Here is a 22,855-nt window from a genome sequence, read left to right on the forward strand (position 1 = left end):
CGCCGGGTATTCACCCGACGGGTTTACAGCGGCCTCAAACCACATGGATACCGTTCTGTACCCACAGGTGATGGCTTGGATCCTCCTGGGCCGTGTACTGGTTATAGTCGATGCCGTCGGCAGTTTGGTTCCCGACCAGCGTCCAGTTGTCCGTCATGTGAACTGAGTCTTTGTCGTCCCCCTTGATGATCAGTGTGTCGGTACCGGTTTCGGTGATCGCCACCACATCCGCCAGGTTGAGGGTGAGCGCCACCGAACTGGTGTCGTTGAGGTCGAGGATTTCGATGTCGTGTACGCGCCCGGCCAGGTTGCCCAGGTCAATGCTGGCATCACCGCCGCCCCACAGCAGGGTGTCGGTTCCCGAGCCACCGTCGACGCTGGCGAAGTTCTGGTCGACCACCACCAGTGTGTCGTCACCCGCACCACCCTGCAGGGTGATGTGGCCACCCTGGCTGCCATCGAGGTGGTCGTTGCCGTCAGTGCCGGCGATCACATCGGTGGCCGCTGCCAGGCTGGCGAGTGCCGCGGACTCGTCGCCGGTATCGGCCAGCAGCGATGTGGTGGCGGTGAGGCCGGCGGCGCTGTCCACGTTGATGGTGAGGGTTGCGGTGTCGGTCGTGCCGTTCGGGTGGCTTAGCTCGTAGGTGAAGGTGTCGTGCTGGCCCACCACCGCCGAGGTGAGCCCTGCGTTCAGGGTGTAGGTGTAGCTGCCGTCGGCATGCACCAGCAACGTGCCGTAGGTGCCGGCCACGCTTACCCCGTTGTAGCCCGGGATGGTGTAGGTGTTGGCCGCTGTCAGCACGCTCAGCACGGTCAAGGCCGAACCGACATTGTCGTCAGCCAGCAGGTTGCCGGTGGCGGCTGTCGCGCCACTGACCACGAACTCGGTCAGGTACGTTGTAGTGGTGTTCAGGCTGGTGGTGATGGAGCTGAGCAAGCCGATGCCGCCGGCGGTGACACGTACGTGGTAGGTACCGGCGCCCTGGTTCTCGAAGGTATACCCGGCGCCGCCGCCCAGTATGCTGACCAGCGAACCACCTGGCACCGACTGCACCAGCACGTACTGGCCGGTGGCCGGGTTGAGCTTGAGCAGCTCGATGGTGGTGCCGTTGAGCAGGCTCAACAGGTTGGTGGAGTTGACCACCACCTGCAGGTCGGCCGTGGTATTGGCGGCAACCGTGGTGGTGTAGGTGGCCTGGCGGGTACCGATCACTGGCAGGTTCAGCGAGCCCAGCGTACTGCTGCTGGAGTCCACGCGGTTGTCCAGGGTGACCTGGCTGGTACCAACGTCGTTGACTGCGTCGACCACCGTGGCCGGTGCACCGTAGTTGGTGTCGCTCCAGACCTCCGTGGCTTGCGGGCTGTCGATGCGCACGTACAGGTTGGCGGCATCGGACAGGCCGTTAGGGTGCACCAGTTGGTAGCTGAACACGTCCACCTTGCCGACACTGTTCGGGCTGCCGTTCGGCGTGTAGGTGTAGCTGCCGTCCGCACGGATCACCAGGGTGCCGTACTGGCCCTGAACCGTCGTGGCGGTCCCGGCCGAGACGTAGCTGCCGTTTTTGAGCACTTGCAGCACGGCGGCGCTGTCCGGGCCACGAGCATCCACTGCGCCATCGGTACCCACGTCGGTAATGACGTTGCCAGAGGTGGCAATGCCGGTGCCGGTGAATTGGGTCAGGCTGGTGGAGACGATGTCCAGCGTGGTGCTCACTTCGGTGATCAGGCCGATGCCGCCACTGCCCACGGTCAGTCGGTAATCACCGGCTTGCAGCACGCCGATGTCCACCTGCAAGCCGATTGGCAACACGATCAGGTCGAGCAGGCCCTGAGTGTTACCGGTGGCGATGGTCACCCAGGTGCCGCTGGCGTCTTTCACCTGCAGGGTGAAGCTGGTGTTGTTGAGCAATGCCAGCACGCTGTTGGTGGTCAGCGTGAGGGTAGGGTCAGCCGTGGTGCCTGCTGCCACCGTCCAGGTGTAGGTCTTGGAGAACCCCGACAGTAGCGTGGTGAAGCTGTCGGTGTAGGTCTTCGTGGCGCTGACCGCTGCCAGGTTGACCGTGGCCGTGGCCAGGTTGTCGCTGGCGATGACCGGCGCGTTGGCATCCACATCCGGTGCAGTGACGTTGACGTTGCCCGACACGTTGCCGCGCGGGTCGCTGAGGGTCACCGAAAGGATCTGGCCGTTGTCCTGAGGCGGGCTCAGGGTCACGGTGAAGGTGCCGTCCGCCTGCACCGTCGCGGTCTGCAGCACGGTCCCGCCGGCGCTGCGTACGGTGACGGTGGCACCCACTTCGCCCGTACCGGTGAGGGTACCGCCGTCGGCACTGAACAGCAGGTTGCCGGCAGCCGCAGGCGGGGTCAGGTCCGGTGCGGTCAGTGCAGTGCCCGTGGACACGTTACCGGCGCTGTCGGTGAGGGTGACGCTGAGCGCCTGGTTGTCGATCTGCGCCGCAGTCAGGCTGACCACGAACAGGCCGTTGCTGCCCACCGTTGCGGTACCCAGTACGGTACCGGCGCTGTTGCGCACGGTGACCGTGCTGCCGACCTGGCCAGCACCACTGACCGAGGTGCCGTTGGCGTTGATGGTGGCCAGCGGGGCGGCTGGCGGGGTGGTGTCCGGCGCAGTCAGGCTGGTGCTGGCGGACAGGTTGCCGGCAGCATCGGCCTGGCGTACCACCAGCAGTTGCCCGTCGTTCTGTGGCGAGGTCAAGGTAATGCTGAAGGTGCCGTTGGCTTGTACCACACCGGTACCCACCTGGCCGTTCGGGCCTTGGACGGTAATGGTAGCGCCCGCCTCACCGCTACCGGTAAGCACGGTACCGGTGCCGTTGATGGCGACGTTGGTGGGGGCAGCAGGTGGCTGCAGGTCTGCGGCGGTGTAGCTTGTGCTGCCGGACACATTGCCTGCAGTGTCAGCCTGGCTCACGCCCAGTACCTGGCCGTTGAGCTGCGCGGCGTTCAGGTTGACGGTGAACACGCCACCGCCATTCACCACCGCCGTGCCGAGCACGTTGTTGCCGGCATCACGCACTGTCACCGTGGCACCGGCTTCACCCGTGCCGGTCAGCACCAGGCCATTGACAGACAGGCTGGTGACCACCGGGTTGGTCGGTGGCGTGATGTCGGCCGCTTGCAGGAAGGTCGGCTGCGATTCGCCGCCTATCAGCGCCACCGCTGTCACCGAAATGTGTTCGCCATTGAGCTGGGCTGCGTCCAGCGTCAGGGTGAAGGAGCCGTTCAGGCTTGCGACCCCTGTACCGATCAGGTTGCCTGCAGCGTCGTACACGCGAATGCCCACACCGCTGGGTGCACTGCCTGTCAGGGTCAGGCCGTCGCTGCCCAAGGTCACGTCGGTGGGCGGCACGGGTGGTGCGATCAAGGGTGTGAGGTAGGTCGCGACCGCAGACGTATTGATGCCGTCGGACTGTGTCACTTCCAGGGTTGCGAGCGAGCCCGCCGCCGGCACCAGCGTTATCTGGAAGTTGCCAGCGGCATCCACCACGCCGGTACCGATCACGTCTCCGTCGAGGCTGACGGTAACCGTGGCATTGGCTTCGCCCTTGCCGGTCAGCACGTTGAAGGTGTTGTTGATCGCCAGGTTGGTCACCAGGTCGGGTGGCGAGGTGTCGTTGGTCTGGTAAGGGACAGCCACCGAAGCGTTGCCAGCATCATCCGTGGACACCACCGTCAGCAACTGGCCGTTGTTCTGTGCCGGGCTGATCGGCACAGTGAACTGGCCGTTCTCACCCACTTCCACCGTGCCCACGATGTTGTTGTTCGGGCCGCGCACCGTGATGGTGCTGCCGGCTTCGGCCGTACCCGTCATCGACGTACCGGCTGCGTTGAGCAGCAGGTCGGTCGGCTGCACCGGTGGCGTCAGGTCTGGCGCAGTCACTGCCAGCGGTACCGACGGGTTGCCAGTGGCGTCCTGAGCGATGATGGTCAGCGTTTCGCCGTTGATTTGCGGGCGGTTCAGGTCAAGGACGAAGGTGCCGTCCGGCTCCACCGTTACCTGGCCCAGCAGGTCGCCGTTGTTGTTGACCACCGTGACGCGGGTGCCGGCTTCGGCAGTACCGATCACCTGGGTACCGCTGTCGTTGATGGTGGCGACCACGGCGGCCGGTGGTGTGGTGTCCACCGCCGTGACCGAACTGATTGGCGAGATGTTGCCGGCTGCATCGGTCAGGGTGACCTGCAGCACCTGGCCATCGAGCTGCGCTGCATCCAGCTCGACGATGAAGGTCCCGTCGACGCCCACTGTGCCGGTACCCACCTGCGTGATACCGACGTACACGCGCACGGTGGCGCCCACTTCGCCGACACCGCCCAACTCGTCACCTGCCGCATTGAGCCGCAGCTCGGTTGCTGCCGCTGGCGGCGTGAGGTCCGGCGCTTGCACGTTGACCGGCAGGCTGACGTTGCCGGGGGGATCGGCCTGCAGTACCGACAGTGTCTGGTTGTTGATTTGTGCGGGTGACAGTTCGACGCTGAAGCTGCCATCAGCCAATACGATACCCGTGCCCAGTACGGTACCGGCCGCGTTACTGACGATTACCGTGGCGCCGGCCTCGCCCAGGCCGCTGACCACACTGCCGTCGGTGTTGATCACCACTTGGGTGAGCGGGTCGGGCGGGGTGAAGTCGGGGGTTTGCAGGGTTGCCACTGCCGACACGTTGCCGGCCGCATCGGCCTGGGTGAAGCTGAGCAGCTCGGCGTTGCCCAGTGCCGGGCTCAGCGTGATGGTGAAGTGGCCACTGGCATCGACGGTGGCGCTGCCAATTTCCTCGCCTGCCGGGTTGGTCACGGTCACCCGCGCGCCCACTTCGCCGCGGCCGGTGAGGGTGACACCATCACCGGAAACGGCCAGTTCGCCGGGTGCCGTTGGCGGTGTGGTATCGGGTGCGGTGATGGCGCTGGCAGCAGACTGGTTGCCGGCCGCATCGGTCAGTACCACCTGCACCTGTTGGCCGTTGGCCTGAGGCGATGCGAGGCTGACCTGGAAAGTCCCGTCGGCGCGCACCGTGGCGCTGCCCAGCACCGAACCATCGGCGGCGAGCACACGCACGGCGGCACCCGCTTCGCCGGTACCGTTCAACAAGCTGCCACCCCCGGCGAAAGCCAGGTTGCCGGCAGCATCCGGCGCGACGCGGTCAGGGGCTGTCAGGCTGACGCTGTTGGACTCGTTGCCGGCCACATCGGACTGGCTGGCGCTGAGCTGTTCGCCGTTAATCTGCGCGCTGTTCAGGTTGACATTGAAGTTGCCATTGGCATCGACCACGGCAGTGCCCAGGTCGACACCGCCTTCGCCAATCACGGTAACGGTGGCACCTGCTTCACCGCGGCCACTGAGTACCAGGCCGTCGTTGGACAACGCCAGGTCGGTGAGGGGTTGCGGTGCCGTGGTGTCCGGGGCCTGTAGGGTAGCGGGCAGCGATACGGTGCCATCGGGGCCTGTTGCGCTGACCTGCAACACTTCGCCATTGGCCTGTGCACTGCCGAGATTGACAGTGAACGTGCCGTCGTTGGTGACCGGGCTGCTGCCCAGCAATACGCCGTTGGGGCCGTACACCTTGATTGTGCTGCCCGCCTCGGCGGTGCCGCTCACCGACAGGCCGTCGGCCGCCAGTATCAGGTTGTCCGGCGTGGCCGGTGCCAGCACGCCAGGCGCCGTCACGCTCTGTGCAGGGGAGACATTCTGTGCGGCATCGGCCTGAACCACGCTCAGGCTTTCACCCGTGATCGCTGCCGGCGACAGGGATACGCTGAAGTGACCGTCGGCGGCCACTGTAGCGTTGCCCAGCACGGTACCGTCCGGTGCCCGTACGGTCACGGTTGCGCCTGCTTCGCCATCGCCTGTCAGGGTGGCGCCATTGGCGGAGACAGCCAGGTTGGTCACGGCGGCCGGCGGCGTGGTGTCGGCTGCGGTGTAAGGTGCGGCCGGCGACACGTTGCCGGCTGCGTCGGTGGCGGTCACCTGCAGCGTCTGGCCATTGGTCTGGGCACTGTTCAGGGTGACCTGGAAGGTGCCGTTGCCACTGGCTACCGCTGTGCCCAGCACGTTGCCGCTGGCATCGCGCACGGTCACGGTGCTGCCGGCTTCGGCGTTACCGGTCAGTTGCAGCCCGGTACCGGACAGCACCAGTGCTGTCGGTGCCGTAGGCGGGGTGAAGTCTGGCGCGGTGACCGCCACGGCGGTGGAGGTGTTGTTGCCCGCGTCGGTCTGCGTAACGCTCAGGTGCTGGGCGTTGAGCTGGGCGCTGTTCAGGGTGAGGGTAAAGCTGCCATTGGCCGCCACCAGGCCGGTGCCGATGATGGTCCCGTCCTGGCCGTGAACGGTGACCGTGGCACCGGCTTCGCCCAGGCCGGTCAGGGTCAGGCCGTTGTTGTTCAGCACCACGTTGGTCAGCGGCGCGGGTGGGGTCAGGTCCGGGGTTGTCACATTGATTGCCGGCGAGGTGTTGCTGGCGGCATCCACTTGCGTCACGCCGATGACCTGGCCGTTGGTTTGCGGCGTGTCGAATGTCACCGTGAAGCGACCGTCAGCGCCCACCGTGGCGGAGCCGAGCAAGGCACCGGCGGCGTTGCGTACCTGTACCGTGGCGCCCGCTTCACCGCTGCCGGAAAGCTGCCGGCCGTCCTGGCTCAACACCGGGTTACTGATGGCCGCTGGCGGCGTGTGGTCTGGCGTGGCCAGGCTGGCCGGGCCGGACACATTGCCCGCGGCATCACTGAGGGTGACCTGTAGCGGGCTACCGGTCACCTGCGCGCTGGGCAGGGTGATCTGGAACTGGCCGCTCTGGTTGACGGTGCCGGTGGCCAGGATGGCGCCGCTGGCGTCGCGCACGGTGACGCTGGCACCGGCTTCGCCCTGGCCGCTGAGCACGGTGGCTGCGCTATTGAGGCTGAGGTTAGTGGCCGCCAGCGGTGCCTGCAGGTCAGGCGCTTGCAGGGTGGCCGCGAGCGAAACGTTACCTGCAGCATCAGCCTGGGTGACGATCAGGTTCTGCCCATTGGCCACGGCCGGCGAGAAGCTGACGCTGAACAGGCCATTGCTCGCGACGGTTGCAGTCCCCAGCAAGGTGCCTTGTAGGTCTGTCACGCGCACAGTTGCACCCACCTCGCCTTGGCCGGTCAGCGTACTGCCGGTGGCGTTGAGGTTTACCTGCGTCGGCGCGTCCGGTGCCGTGGTGTCATTGGCCACGATAATGGCCGGCACCGAAGGCTGGCCATCGACGGTAGCCTTGGCACTGACCTGCAAGATCTGGGCGTTGAGCTGGGCGTTCTGGAGGAACACACGGAAGGTACCGTCGCTGCCGACCGTGGCGCTGCCCAGCGTGGTGCCCCCGGAGGTTACGGTAATCAGCGAGCCGACCGTACCCTGGCCGGTCAGCAGGAAACCGTCGGCGCTGATGGCAAGGGCTGAAGGCGTGGCCACTTCGGTACCGGTCGGGCCAGCCAGTGGTATTTCAGGCGATTCGTTACCGGCAGGGTCGATCACCACCACATCGACGGTTTCACCTGATGCCAGCGGTGGGGCGACCGGGATCACGAAGGTGCCGTCCGGCCCTGTAGTTACAGTGCCGCGCACGGTGTCATCCGGGTTGCGGACTTCCACTGTGCTGCCAGGCTCGGCTGTGCCGCCGACCGTGCTGCCATCCGGGCTTACGGTAAGCCCGGTCGCCGGTTCTGGGTTGGTCGTGTCCGGCGCGGTGACAGAGACCGGCGCCGAGTCGTTGCCGGCTGCGTCGGTCACTACCACGGTTACGGTCTGGCCGTTGTTCTGCGGTGTATCCAGCGGCACGCTGAAACTGCCATCCGGGTTGACCGCAACGGTGATCACATTGCCGGCCCCATCGCTCACGGTCACCGAACTGGCGCCAGGTGCGTTACCGGTCACAGCCGTGCCATCGCTGCTGACTGCAACGTCGGTGGGCAGTGCCGGTGGCGTGATGTCAGGCGCAAGGATCTGGCTGGGCTGCGAAATGTTGCCGGCCGCATCGGTCAGCGTCACATCCAGGGCCTGGCCGTCCAACTGGGCGGGCGATAGTGGGACCGTGAAGCTGCCGCCTGCGGGCACGACGACGGTGCCTACCAACGTGCCGTCGGCAAGCTTCACTTCCACCGTGGCGCCAGCTTCACCGGTACCCTGGATGGCACTGCCGCCCGGGGTGATCGTGAGGCCGGCAGGTGCAGCTGGCGCGGTACTGTCGTCAGCGGTGAAAGTGGCCGACGGCGAGGCATTGCCGCCGCCATCGATCAGCACCACCGACAGCACTTCACCGTTGGTCTGGGCCGGGGAGAGTGCCACTTCGAACGTACCGTCTGCATTCACCGGGATGGTGCCTAGCAGGTTGCCTGCGGCATCACGTACCTCTACGGTGCTGCCTGCCTCGCCCTGCCCGCTGAGCAGTGTGCCGGTAGGATCAAGGCCCAGCCCTTGCGCCGGCAGCGGTGCCTCGAAGTCAGGTGCGGTCACGGTGCCAGCGGGCGAGCCGTTGCCGCTGTTGTCCGCCTGAGTGACAGACAGCGTCTGGCCATTGAGCTGTGGCGGGTCGATGGCCACCTGGAAGGAGCCATCGGGCTGGACCGTTGCGGTGCCCAGTACTGTGCCGCCAGTGCCGGTCACGGTCACCTGCGCACCCGGCTCGCCGCTGCCGCTCAGGCTGCTGCCGTCGCCAGCCAGGACCAGACCGGTGGGGCTATCGGGTGCCTGGGTATCCGGTGCCGACACGTCGACTGCCGCCGACAGGTTGCCGGCCGCGTCGCGTTGCTCCACGGTCAGTGCCTGGCCGTTGGTTTGCGGCGTGTCGAGGGTGATTTCGAAAGCGCCACCCGCGCCAACCACCGTGCTGCCCAGCACGCTGCCATCCGGCCCGCGCAGGGTCACGGTGGCGCCCGGTTCGCCGTTGCCGGTGATCGTGGTACCGGTGCCGTCGATGGCCGGGTTGGTGACCACTTGCGGCGGGGTAGAGTCGGGGGCGGTGAAGTCCACCGGCCCTGCGCTATTGCCCAGGTTGTCGGTCGCTTCGACGGTCAGGCTTTCGCCATTGCGCTGTGGCGCGTTGAGGGTGACGTCGAAACGGCCGTCGCCGCCCACGGTGGCAGTGCCCAGCACATTGCCGTCGGCGTCACGCACGGTGACGATGGAGCCGCTTTGACCCTGGCCGGTAAGGTGAATGCCAGCGGTATCGATAGCCAGCCCGGAGGGTTGCAGCGGGCCGTCGGTATCGGGCGCGACGATGTTGGCGGTCGAGGTGTTGCCAGCGGGGTCGCGCAGGACCACGTCCAGTTCCTGGCCGTCGGTCTGCGCTGGGTTCAGGACCACGCTGATCACACCGTCGGCACCGACCTGGGCGTTGCCCAGCACAGTGCCGTCGGCGCTGATGACCTGCACGGTGGTGCCCGGTTCGCCGCGACCGGTGAGCAGGCCGCCATCGGCACTCAGTTGCAGTTCACTGGCTTCATTGGGCGGGGTGATATCGGGCGCGGTGATCTGGGTCGGCAGCGAACTGTTGCCAGCTTCGTCGACCGCGACGACATCCAGTGCTTCCCCGTTGGCCTGTGCCGGGGTCAGGCCGATGGTGAAGCTGCCATCCGGGCCGGCCTGGGTGCTGCCCAGGACATTGCCCTGCGCGTCACGCACTTGCACCTGCGTATCTGCCGGTGCGGTACCGGAAACACTGGAGCCGTCACCGGCCACCACCACGCCGCTCGGGCTTTCGGGCAGCGGTGTATCGGCAACGGTCACGCTGACCCCTGCCGAGGTATTGCCAGCGGCATCGGTCTGCACCAGCACGAGGTTCTCACCTGCGGCCAGCGGTGCCTCCAGGTCAATCACGAAGGTGCCATTTGGCGCCACGGTGCCAGTACCGATGACTGCGCCTTGGGCATCACGCACTTCGACTGTGGCACCAGGCTCACCACGGCCAGACACGGCCAGGCTGCCATCGCCTGCCAGCACGTCAGTGACGATCGCCGGTGCGGTAATGTCCGGGGCCACGTAACTCAGCGGCACCGAGGTATTGCCTGCCGCATCGGTCACGGTGATGGACAAGGTTTCGCCATTGGCCTGGGGCGGGTTGAGGGTCAGGCTGAAGCTGCCATCCGGCTCGGCAATGACGCTACCGATCAGGTTGCCCAAGGCATCTTTGACCTCAATCCGTGCGCCCCCTTCTGCAGTACCGACCAGGCTGTCACCATTACTCAGCACCAGGTCGGTGGGTTGCAGCGGTGCTACCTGGTCGGGCGCCGTCAGCGGGCTAGGTGTAGAGACGTTGCCGGCGGCATCGGTCAGGGTCACTTGCAGGGACGAGCCATCCACCACCGGGGTTGGCAGTTGCACATTGAAGCTGCCATCGGGCTGAACGGTGCCGCTCACCAGCACCTGCCCCTGATCGTTGCGCACCTCCACGGTGGCGCCCGCTTCGCCGCGCCCGGAGACTGTGCGGCCATCGTTACTGATGGCCAGCTCGGTAGCGGGCTCCGGCGGTGTGGTGTCGCCGCCGTTGTCCACGATCGGTGCGGTGACGTTGCCGGCCGTGGAGGCGTTGCCTGCGACATCGGTGGCCGTCACCTGCAACTGCTCGCCTGCCACTTGTGGCGGGGTGAGGCCGATGCTGAAGGCACCGCTGGCCCCCACCACGACACTGCCCAGTACACTGATGCCATCGGCGGCCAGCACACGGACGGTGCTGCCTGCTTCGGCGCGGCCGCTGACAACGGTACCGTCGCCACTGATTGCCAGATCGCTTGGCGCCACAGGCGCGGTGATGTCTGGTGCGGCGACCTGCACCGGCAACGACGAGGTGCCGTTGTTGTCGATCGCCACCACGTCCAGTAATTCGCCATTGGCCTGGGCCGGTGTGAGCACCACGGTGAAGGTGCCCTCGGCACCCACCACGATGCTACCGACCATCGTGCCGTTGGCATCATGCACTTCCACGCGGCTACCAGCAGGAGCAGAACCGCTGATGCTGCTGCCATCGGCGGCGACGACCAGTTCGCTCGGGCTGGTCGGGGTGACCACCAGTGGCACGTCGTAGGTCAGCGCTTCAGAGGCGTTGCCGCTCGGGTCGGTCTGTACCAGGCTCAGGCGTTCACCCGGCAGTGCAGCCGGATCGAGGTCGATCAGGAAAGTACCGTTCGCGGTCACTGTGCCGGTACCGATCAGCGTGCCATTGGCATCGCGCACCTCGACGGTAGCACCGGCTTCGCCGCGACCGCCCAAGGTCAGGCCGTCGGCGCCGACGACAATGTTGCTGACTGCGGCAGGCACGGTGATGTCCGGGGCCTCGAACTGCAGGGGTGAAGAGACATTGCCGGCGGCATCGATCAGACGGATGTCGAGGATTTCGCCATTGGCCTGGGCCGGCGACAGGGTGATGCTGAAACTGCCGGTTTCAGTGACCAGGCCAGTGCCGAGCAAGTTGCCCAAGGCATCGCGTACCTGCACGGTCGCGCCTGGCTCGCCGTTGCCGCTCAGGGTCACGCCGTCGGCCAAGGCCACGCCGCTCGGTTGGGCCGGGGCCTGCAAGTCCGGGGTAACCACCGACGCCGGGGCAGAAGCATTGCCGCTGGCATCGGTCAGCACCACTTGCAGGTTGCTGCCATCTTTCACCGGTGGGTCAAGGGTGATCTGGAAGGTGCCGTCCGGGTTGACCGAGCCGTTGGCCAGTACATTGCCCTGGGCATCGCGCACCTGCACGCTGGCCCCGGCTTCGCCGCGGCCATTGAGCTGGGCCCCGGCCAGGCCGACTACCAAGTTGGTTGCGGCATCCGGTGGTGTGGTGTCGCCACCGTCGATGTCCGGCGCGGTGATGTCGCCGGCCGTGGAGGTGTTGCCGGCGGCGTCGGTGGCGGTGATTTGCAGTACCTCGCCGTTTACCTGTGGCGGGTCGAGGGTGATGCTGAAACTGCCAGTGGCGTCGACCACCACACTACCCAGCACGGTGGTGCCATCGGCGGCCACCACACGCACGGTGCTGCCCACTTCGGCGCGGCCGGTGACCTCGCTGCCGTTGGCACTGATCGCCAGCTCGCTCGGGGTGACCGGCGGTGTGATGTCTGGCGCAGCGATTTGCACCGGCAGGGACGAAGCGCCGGTGCCATCGATGGCCACCACGTCCAGCAGTTCGCCGTTGGCCTGGGCCGGGTTGAGGATGACGGTGAAGGTGCCACCGGCACCTACCACCACACTGCCGACCAGTGTGCCGTTGGCATCGTGTACTTCCACACGGCTGCCCGTCGGGGCCGTACCAGTGATGCTGGCGCCGTTCGCAGCCACCACCAGGTCGCTTGGGCTGGCTGGGGTCGTGGTTGCCGGGACTTCATATTGCAGGGCTTCAGAGGCGTTGCCGCTCGCATCGGTCTGCACCAGGCTCAATTGCTCGCCCGGTTGCGCGGCTGGGGTGAGGTCGACCAAGAAGGTTCCGTTGGCGCCGACTGTGGCGGTGCCTATGACAGAGCCGTTGGCATCACGTACCTGTACGGTAGCACCGGCCTCGCCACGGCCACTGAGCACCAGGCCATCGGCGCCCACCACGACGTTGCTGACGGCAGCTGGCGGCGTGACGTCCGGTGCAGTGAACGCCAGCGGCGTTGAACTGTTGCCGGCGGCGTCTACCACGCGAATGTCCAGGGCCTCACCATTGGCCTGGGCGGGGAACAGCGTGACGCTGAAGGTGCCGTCTTCGTTGACCAAGCCAGTGCCGATCAGGCTGCCGCTGGCATTGCGCACCTGTACGGTGGCACCGGGCTCGCCGCGGCCGGTAAAGGTCACGCCATCAACCAAGGCCAGCTCGGTTGGCTGCGCTGGGGCCAGCAGGTCTGGCGCGGCGACCGAACCGGGTTGCGAGACATTGCCGGCAGTGTCGGTCAGGGTCACTTGCAGGGTACTGCCATCGGTGATGGCCGGGTTCAAGGTGATGGCGAAGGTACCATCGGGATTGACTGTGCCCGTGGCAACTACGGTGCCTGCGTCATCGCGCACCTGAACGCTGGTACCGGCTTCGCCACGACCGCTGAGTTGGCTGCCGGCAGCACTGATCACCAGGTTGGTCGGGGTCTGCGGTGGCGTTGTGTCGCCGCCATCGATGTCCGGCGCGGTAAGGTTACTGGCGGTGGAGGCGTTGCCTGCCGCATCGGTGGCCGTCACTTGCAGCACTTCGCCGTCTATCTGTGGCGGGTCGAGGGTGATGCTGAAGCTGCCGGTAGCGCCAACTACCACGCTACCCAGCACAGTGGTGCCGTCGGCGGCCAGCACGCGTACGGTGCTGCCCGGTTCGGCACGGCCGGTGACCACGCTGCCGTCGGCATTGATCACCAGTTCGGTCGGTGCGGCAGGGGCGGTGATATCCGGTGCGGTGATTTGGGCGGGCAGCGAGGAAACGCCGCTGTCATCAATGGCGACCACGTCCAGCAGTTCGCCGTTGGCCTGGGCCGGGTCGAGGGTAACGGTGAAGCTGCCGTCGGGGCCCGCCACCACACTGCCAATCAGCGTGCCGTTGGCGTCATGCACTTCCACACGGGTGCCGGCAGGTGCGGTACCGCTGATGCTGCTGCCGTCTTCGGCGAATACCAGGTCGCTGGGGCTGGCAGGCGCAGTGGTGACCGGGACTTCGAATTGCAATGCCGAGGAAGCGTTGCCGCTTGGGTCGGTCTGCACCAGGGTCAACTGCTCGCCCGGCTGTGCGGCCGGGGCGAGGTCGATCAGGAAGGTGCCGTTGGCACCGACAACACCCGTGCCGATCACGGTGCCATTGGCATCGCGCACTTCGACAGTGGCACCTGGCTCGCCGCGACCGCTCAGGGCCAGGCCGTCAGCACCAACCGTAATATTGGTTACTGCCTCAGGTGGGGTGATGTCCGGCGCATCGAATTGCAGTGGCGCCGAGGCGTTGCCGGCGGCATCCACCAGACGCACATCGAGCGCTTCACCATTGGCCTGGGCAGGCGACAAGGTGAGGCTGAACAGGCCGTCGGCACCGACGACACCGGTGCTAATCAGGTTGCCGGCAGCATCGCGCACTTGCACGGTAGCGCCGGGCTCGCCGCGACCGGTGAAGGTGACGCCATCGGCCAGGGCCAGGTCAGTCGGTTGTGCGGGCGGCAGCACGTCAGCCGAGGTGACCGAGCCCGGTTGGGATACGTTGCCGGCGGCATCGGTGAGGGTGACTTGCAAGGTGCTGCCGTCGTTCACGGCAGGGGCCAGGGTGACGGTGAAGGTGCCATCTGCAGCGACAGTGCCGGTCGTGAGGATGTTGCCTGCCGCGTCACGTACCTGCACGGTGGAGCCGGCTTCGCCTCGACCGCTGAGCTGGCTACCGGCAACGCCGATCACCAGATTGGTCGGTGCTTCAGGCGGGGTGGTATCGCCGCCATCGATGTCCGGCGCGGTGACCGAGCTGGCAACGGAAGTGTTGCCAGCGGCATCGGTCGCGGTGGCCTGCAGCACTTCGCCGTCAACTTGTGGCGGATTGAGGTTGAGGCTGAACACGCCGGTCGGGCCGACCACGGCAGTGCCCAGTTCGGTGCCGTCGGCAGCCACGATGCGCACGGTGCTGCCCGGTTCGGCACGGCCGGTGATAACGCTGCCGTCCGCGCTGACCGCCAGTTCGGTTGGGGCGGCAGGGGCGGTGATGTCGGGCGCGGTGATTTGTGCGGGCAGCGAGGAAACGCCGCCGTCATCAATGGCCACCACGTCCAGCAGTTCGCCGTTGGCCTGGGCCGGGTCGAGGGTAACGGTGAAGCTGCCGTCGGGGCCCGCCACCACACTGCCAATCAGCGTGCCGTTGGCGTCATGCACTTCCACACGGGTGCCGGCAGGTGCGGTACCGCTGATGCTGCTGCCGTCTTCGGCGAATACCAGGTCGCTGGGGCTGGCAGGCGCAGTGGTGACCGGGACTTCGAATTGCAATGCCGAGGAAGCGTTGCCGCTTGGGTCGGTCTGCACCAGGGTCAACTGCTCGCCCGGCTGTGCGGCCGGGGCGAGGTCGATCAGGAAGGTGCCGTTGGCACCCACCACACCCGTGCCGATCACGGTGCCATTGGCATCGCGCACTTCGACAGTGGCACCTGGCTCGCCGCGACCGCTCAGGGCCAGGCCGTCAGCACCAACCGTAATATTGGTTACTGCCTCAGGTGGGGTGATGTCCGGCGCATCGAATTGCAGTGGCGCCGAGGCGTTGCCGGCGGCATCCACCAGACGCACATCGAGCGCTTCACCATTGGCCTGGGCAGGCGACAAGGTGAGGCTGAACAGGCCGTCGGCACCGACGACACCGGTGCTAATCAGGTTGCCGGCAGCATCGCGCACTTGCACGGTAGCGCCGGGCTCGCCGCGACCGGTGAAGGTGACGCCATCGGCCAGGGCCAGGTCAGTCGGTTGTGCGGGCGGCAGCACGTCAGCCGAGGTGACCGAGCCCGGTTGGGATACGTTGCCGGCGGCATCGGTGAGGGTGACTTGCAAGGTGCTGCCGTCGTTCACGGCAGGGGCCAGGGTGACGGTGAAGGTGCCATCTGCAGCGACAGTGCCGGTCGTGAGGATGTTGCCTGCCGCGTCACGTACCTGCACGGTGGAGCCGGCTTCGCCTCGACCGCTGAGCTGGCTACCGGCAACGCCGATCACCAGATTGGTCGGTGCTTCAGGCGGGGTGGTATCGCCGCCATCAATGTCCGGCGCGGTGACCGAGTTGGCAACGGAAGTGTTGCCAGCCGCATCGGTTGCGGTGGCCTGCAGCACTTCGCCGTCAACTTGTGGCGGATTGAGGTTGAGGCTGAACACGCCGGTCGGGCCGACCACGGCAGTGCCCAGTTCGGTGCCGTCGGCAGCCACGATGCGCACGGTGCTGCCCGGCTCGGCGCGGCCGGTGATAACGCTGCCGTCCGCGCTGACCGCCAGTTCGGTTGGGGCGGCAGGGGCGGTGATATCCGGTGCGGTGATCTGGGTAGGCAGCGAGGAAAGGCCGCCGTCATCGATGGCGACCACGTCCAGCAGTTCGCCATTGGACTGGGCCGGGTCGAGGGTTACGGTGAAGCTGCCGTCGGGGCCAGCCACCACACTGCCAATCAGCGTGCCGTTGGCGTCATGCACTTCCACACGGGTGCCAGCAGGTGCGGTACCGGTGAGGGTGGTGCCATCAGCATTGATGGCCAGATTGCTCGGGCTATCGGGCGCAGTGGTCAGCGGTACGTCGTACTCAGTAGCCACGGACGCATTGCCGCTTGGGTCGGTCTGCACCAGGCTCAACTGCTCGCCTGGCTGTGCGGCTGGGGCGAGGTTGATCAGGAAGGTGCCGTTGGCACCGACCACACCCGTGCCGATCACGGTGCCATTGGCATCACGCACTTCGACAGTGGCACCCGGTTCGCCGCGACCGCTCAGGGTCAGGCCGTCAGCACCAACTGTAATATTGGTTACTGCCTCAGGTGGTGTGATATCCGGCGCATCGAATTGCAATGGGGCAGAGCTGTTGCCGCCGGCATCCACCAGACGCACGTCGAGTGCTTCACCATTGGCCTGGGCAGGCGACAGGGCAATGCTGAACAGGCCGTCGGCCCCGACGACACCGGTGCCAATCAGGTTGCCGGCTGCATCGCGTACCTGCACGGTAGCACCGGGCTCACCGCGACCGGTGAAGGTGACGCCATCGGCCAGGGCCAGGTCGGTCGGTTGTGCGGGCGGCAGCAAGTCGGCCGAGGTGACCGAGCCCGGCTGCGATACGTTGCCGGCGGCGTCGGTGAGGGTGACTTGCAAGGTGCTGCCGTCGTTCACGGCAGGGTCCAGGGTGACGGTGAAGGTGCCATCTGCAGCGACGGTGCCAGTCGCGAGGATGTTGCCTGCCGCGTCACGTATCTGCACGGTGGAGCCGGCTTCGCCTCGACCACTGAGTTGGCTGCCGGCAACGCCGATCACCAGATTGGTCGGTGCTTCAGGCGGGGTGGTATCGCCGCCATCGATGTCCGGTGCGGTGACCGAGCTGGTAACGGAAGTGTTGCCAGCGGCATCGGTCGCGGTGGCTTGCAGCACTTCGCCGTCAACTTGTGGCGGGTTGAGGTTGAGGCTGAACACGCCGGTCGGGCCGACCACGGCAGTGCCCAGTTCGGTGCCGTCGGCAGCCACGATGCGCACGGTGCTGCCCGGTTCGGCACGGCCGGTGATAACGCTGCCGTCCGCGCTCACGGCCAGTTCGGTCGGTGCGGCAGGGGCGGTGATGTCGGGCGCGGTGATTTGGGCGGGCAGCGAGGAAATGCCGCCGTCATCGATGGCCACCACGTCCAGCAGTTCGCCGTTGGCTTGTGCGGGATTCAGTTCGATGCTGAAGCTGCCATCGGCGCTGGCAATGGCACTGCCAATCAACGTGCCGTTGGCATCATGCACTTCCACACGGCTGCCGGCCGGCGCGGTACCGGTGAGGGTGGTGCCATCAGCATTGATGGCCAGATTGCTCGGGCTGTCGGGCGCGGTGGTCAGTGGTACATCGTACTCGGTAGCCACCGAAGCATTACCGCTTGGGTCGGTCTGCACCAGGCTCAACTGCTCGCCCGGCTGTGCGGCTGGGGCGAGGTTGATCAGGAAGGTGCCGTTGGCACCGACCACACCCGTGCCGATCACAGTGCCATTGGCATCACGCACTTCCACAGTGGCACCTGGTTCGCCGCGACCGCTCAGGGCCAGGCCGTCAGCACCAACTGTAATATTGGTTACTGCCTCAGGTGGTGTGATGTCCGGCGCATCGAATTGCAATGGGGCAGAGCTGTTGCCGCCGGCATCCACCAGACGCACGTCGAGTGCTTCGCCATTGGTCTGGGCAGGCGACAGGGTGAGGCTGAACAGGCCGTCGGCACCGACGACACCAGTACCGATGACAGTACCGCCGGCATCGCGCACCTGCACGGTAGCACCGGGCTCGCCGCGACCAGTGAAGGTGACGCCATCGGCCAGGGCCAGGTCAGTCGGTTGTGCGGGCGGCAGCAAGTCGGCCGAGGTGACCGAGCCCGGCTGCGATACGTTGCCAGCGGCGTCGGTGAGGGTGACCTGCAAGGTGCTGCCGTCGTTCACGGCGGGGTCCAGGGTAATGACGAAGGTGCCATCTGCAGCGACGGTGCCGGTCGCGAGGATGTTGCCGGCCGCGTCACGCACCTGCACGGTAGAGCCGGCTTCGCCTCGACCACTGAGTTGGCTGCCGGCAAGGCCGATCACCAGATTGGTCGGTGCTTCAGGCGGGGTGGTATCGCCGCCATCAATGTCCGGCGCGGTGACCGAGTTGGCAACGGAAGTGTTGCCAGCCGCATCGGTTGCGGTGGCCTGCAGCACTTCGCCGTCAACTTGTGGCGGATTGAGGTTGAGGCTGAACACGCCGGTCGGGCCGACCACGGCAGTGCCCAGTTCGGTGCCGTCGGCAGCCACGATGCGCACGGTGCTGCCCGGCTCGGCGCGGCCGGTGATAACGCTGCCGTCCGCGCTCACGGCCAGTTCGGTCGGTGCGGCAGGGGCGGTGACATCCGGTGCGGTGATCTGTGCGGGCAGCGAGGAAACGCCGCCGTCATCGATGGCCACCACGTCCAGCAGTTCGCCGTTGGCTTGTGCGGGATTCAGTTCGATGCTGAAGCTGCCATCGGCGTTGGCAATGGCACTGCCAATCAGCGTGCCGTTGGCGTCATGCACCTCCACACGGGTGCCGGCCGGCGCGGTACCGGCGAGGGTGGTGCCATCAGCATCGATGGCCAGATTGCTCGGGCTGTCGGGCGCGGTGGTCAGTGGTACGTCGTACTCGGTAGCCACCGAAGCATTGCCGCTTGGGTCGGTCTGCACCAGGCTCAACTGCTCGCCCGGCTGTGCGGCCGGATTCAGGTCGATCAGGAAGGTGCCGTTGGCACCGACCACACCTGTGCCGATCACAGTGCCATTGGCATCACGCACTTCCACAGTGGCACCCGGTTCGCCGCGACCGCTCAGGGCCGTGCCACCTGGGCCGACCAGAATGTCGGTGACCGCCTCGGGCGGTGTGATATCCGGGGCTGTGAACTCCAGCGGTATCGAACTGTTGTCGGCGGCATCCACCAGACGCACGTCGAGTGCTTCACCATTTGTCTGGGCAGGCGACAGGGTGAGGCTGAACAGGCCGTCGGCACCGACGACGCCGGTGCCAATCAGGTTGCCGGCAGCATCGCGCACCTGCACGGTGGCACCAGGCTCACCGCGACCGGTGAAAGTGACGCCATCGGCCAGGGCCAGGTCAGTCGGTTGTGCGGGCGGCAGCACGTCAGCCGAGGTGACCGAGCCCGGTTGGGATACGTTGCCAGCGGCGTCGGTGAGGGTGACTTGCAAGGTGCTGCCGTCGTTCACGGCAGGGTCCAGGGCGATGGCGAAGGTGCCATCTGCAGCGACGGTGCCAGTCGCGAGGATGTTGCCTGCCGCGTCACGTACCTGCACGGTAGAGCCGGCTTCGCCTCGACCGCTGAGCTGGCTACCGGCAAGACCGATCACCAAGTCAGTCGGGGCTGCGGGTGGCGTGGTGTCGATCCCGTCGATATCCGGTGCGGTGACTGCGCTGCTTGGCGATGTGTTGCCAGCGGCATCGGTCGCGGTGGCCTGTAGCACTTCGCCGTCAACTTGTGGCGGATTGAGGTTGAGGCTGAACACGCCGGTCGGGCTGACCACGGCAGTGCCCAGTTCGGTGCCGTCGGCAGCCACGATGCGCACGGTGCTGCCCGGCTCGGCACGGCCGGTGATAACGCTGCCGTCCGCGCTGACCGCCAGTTCGGTTGGGGTGGCAGGGGCGGTGATGTCGGGGGCGGTGATCTGTGCGGGCAGCGAGGAAACGCCGCCGTCATCAATGGCGACCACGTCCAGCAGTTCGCCGTTGGCCTGGGCCGGGTCGAGGGTGACGGTGAAGCTGCCGTCGGGGCCAGCCACCACAGTGCCAATCAGCGTGCCGTTGGCGTCATGCACTTCCACACGGGTGCCGGCCGGCGCGGTACCGGTGAGGGTGGTGCCATCAGCATTGATGGCCAGATTGCTCGGGCTGTCGGGCGCGGTGGTCAGTGGTACGTCGTACTCGGTAGCCACCGAAGCATTGCCGCTTGGGTCGGTCTGCACCAGGCTCAACTGCTCGCCCGGCTGCGCGGCTGGGGCGAGGTCGATCAGGAAGGTGCCGTTGGCACCGACCACACCCGTGCCGATCACGGTGCCATTGGCATCACGCACGTCCACAGTGGCCCCCGGCTCGCCACGACCGCTCAGGGCCGTGCCACCTGGGCCGACCAGGATGTCGGTGACCGCATCGGGCGGTGTGATGTCGGGGGTTGTGAACTCCAGCGGTATCGAACTGTTGCCGGCGGCATCCACCTGGCGGATGTCCAGGGCTTCGCCGTTGGCCTGGGCAGGCGACAGGGCAATGCTGAACAGGCCGTCGGCCCCGACGACACCGGTGCCAATCAGGTTGCCGGCTGCATCGCGTACCTGGACGGTAGCACCGGGCTCACCTCGACCGGTGAAGGTGACACCATCGGTCAGGGCCAGGTCAGTCGGTTGTGCTGGCGGCAGCAAGTCGGCCGAAGTGACCGAGCCCGGCTGGGATACGTTGCCGGCGGCGTCGGTGAGGGTGACTTGCAAGGTACTGCCGTCGTTCACGGCAGGGTCCAGGGTAATGACGAAGGTGCCATCTGCAGCGACGGTGCCGGTCGCGAGGATGTTGCCGGCCGCGTCACGCACCTGGACGGTGGTGCCCACTTCGCCTCGACCACTGAGCTGGCTGCCGGCAAAGCCGATCACCAGATTGGTCGGGGCTTCAGGCGGGGTGGTGTCGCCGCCATCGATGTCTGGGGCGGTGACCGAGCTGGCAACGGAAGTATTGCCAGCGGCATCGGTCGCGGTGGCCTGCAGCACTTCGCCGTCAACTTGTGGCGGATTGAGGTTGAGGCTGAACACGCCGGTCGGGCCGACCACGGCAGTGCCCAGTTCGGTGCCGTCGGCAGCCACGATGCGCACGGTGCTGCCCGGTTCGGCACGGCCGGTGATAACGCTGCCGTCCGCGCTCACGGCCAGTTCGGTTGGTGCGGCAGGGGCGGTGATGTCGGGTGCGGTGATCTGTGCGGGCAGCGAGGAAACGCCGCCGTCATCAATGGCGACCACGTCCAGCAGTTCGCCGTTGGCTTGTGCGGGATTCAGTTCGATGCTGAAGCTGCCATCGGCGTTGGCAATGGCACTGCCAATCAGCGTGCCGTTGGCGTCATGCACTTCCACACGGGTGCCGGCAGGTGCGGTACCGGTGAGGGTGGTGCCATCAGCATTGATGGCCAGATTGCTCGGGCTGTCGGGCGCGGTGGTCAGTGGTACGTCGTACTCGGTAGCCACCGAAGCATTACCGCTTGGGTCGGTCTGCACCAGGCTCAACTGCTCGCCCGGCTGTGCGGCTGGGGCGAGGTCGATCAGGAAGGTGCCGTTGGCACCCACCACACCCGTGCCGATCACAGTGCCATTGGCATCGCGCACTTCGACAGTGGCACCCGGTTCGCCGCGACCGCTCAGGGCCGTGCCACCTGGGCCGACCAGAATGTCGGTGACCGCCTCGGGCGGTGTGATATCCGGGGCTGTGAACTCCAGCGGTATCGAACTGTTGCCGGCGGCATCCACCAGACGCACGTCGAGTGCTTCACCATTGGCCTGGGCAGGCGACAGGGTGAGGCTGAACAGGCCGTCGGCCCCGACGACACCGGTGCCAATCAGGTTGCCGGCAGCATCGCGCACCTGCACGGTAGCGCCAGGCTCACCGCGTCCGGTGAAAGTGACGCCATCGGCCAAGGCCAGGTCAGTCGGTTGTTCAGGGGCTGTGGTATCTGGGTTGTCGACGTCCGGCGCCGTGATGCTAGCAACTGGCGAGATATTGCCAGCCGCGTCTGCGGCGCTGATCTCCAGGGCCTGGCCGTCGATTTGTGGCGGTTGCAGAGTGATGCTGAACTGGCCGTCCGCACCGGCCACCGCAGTGCCCAGCAATATACCACCTGCGCCTCGCACGGAAACCGTCGAGCCGGGCTCGGCACGACCGGTGAGGGTGTTACCTTGCTCATTGATAGCCAGGTCGGTCGGCGCCAGTGGTGCAGTTGCGTCCGGCGCAGTGACAGTGCCAGGCGCCGAGACATTGCCGGCGGCGTCGGTCAGGGTGACATCAAGGTTTTCGCTGTTGATCTGCGGCGCATTCAGCGTCACGTTGAAACTGCCGTCGGCACCCACTGTGCCGCTGCCGATCAGGTTGCCGGCGGCGTCGCGGATGTTCACCGTGGTGCCTGCTTCGCCACGGCCGGTCAGACGCAAGCCATCCGGCGAAACCAGCAGGTCGATCGGTGTGGCCGGTGCGCTGGTGTCGGGGTCGGAACCGCCGCCGCTGCTGCTGCTGCCGCCGCCGTTGTTCGCCGCCGCCGCTGCGCCGCCCACGCCGAGCAGGCTGAGCCCGGCTATCGCCCACGTTGGCATGGCGCTACCGGCGGTGCCAATACCCGCGACCAGTTCGTCCAACGAGGCCACGTCTTCAAAAGTGAAGCCGGTGAACGCTGCTGCATCGTACTGGGCATGCCACAGGGTGCCATCGTCGCCGACGAAGACCATATCGCTGCCGACCCCGGCCTGGTCTACGGCGAAGAAGTTACCGATGGTGACCTTTTCGCCTGACTTCAGGGTGATGATCAGGTCCTGCCCGCGCTGGGTGACCGTGGCCACTTTGTCTGGAGAAACCGGTACCTGCACGACGCTTGGTGCTTTGAGATTGATATTGCCCCAGGTGCTCTGAGTGGCGACTTCGGATTGCTTATCGGCGACGACGATGTTGTCCATGGATGCTCCCTGCTGATATCCGGA

Annotated in this window: 1 protein-coding gene; it reads right to left on the reverse strand. The window is 66.5% G+C overall.

Annotated features, from left to right (window positions below; genetic code table 11):
- Nucleotides 1-34 precede the first annotated feature (34 nt).
- Entirely contained in the window at nucleotides 35-22,831 is a 22,797-nt protein-coding gene (locus tag KW568_RS04450; protein ID WP_259537759.1) for a BapA/Bap/LapF family large adhesin, read from the reverse strand.
- Nucleotides 22,832-22,855: the final 24 nt, after the last annotated feature.

The organism is Pseudomonas sp. HD6515 (assembly GCF_024971855.1).
Classification (GTDB): domain Bacteria; phylum Pseudomonadota; class Gammaproteobacteria; order Pseudomonadales; family Pseudomonadaceae; genus Aquipseudomonas; species Aquipseudomonas alloputida.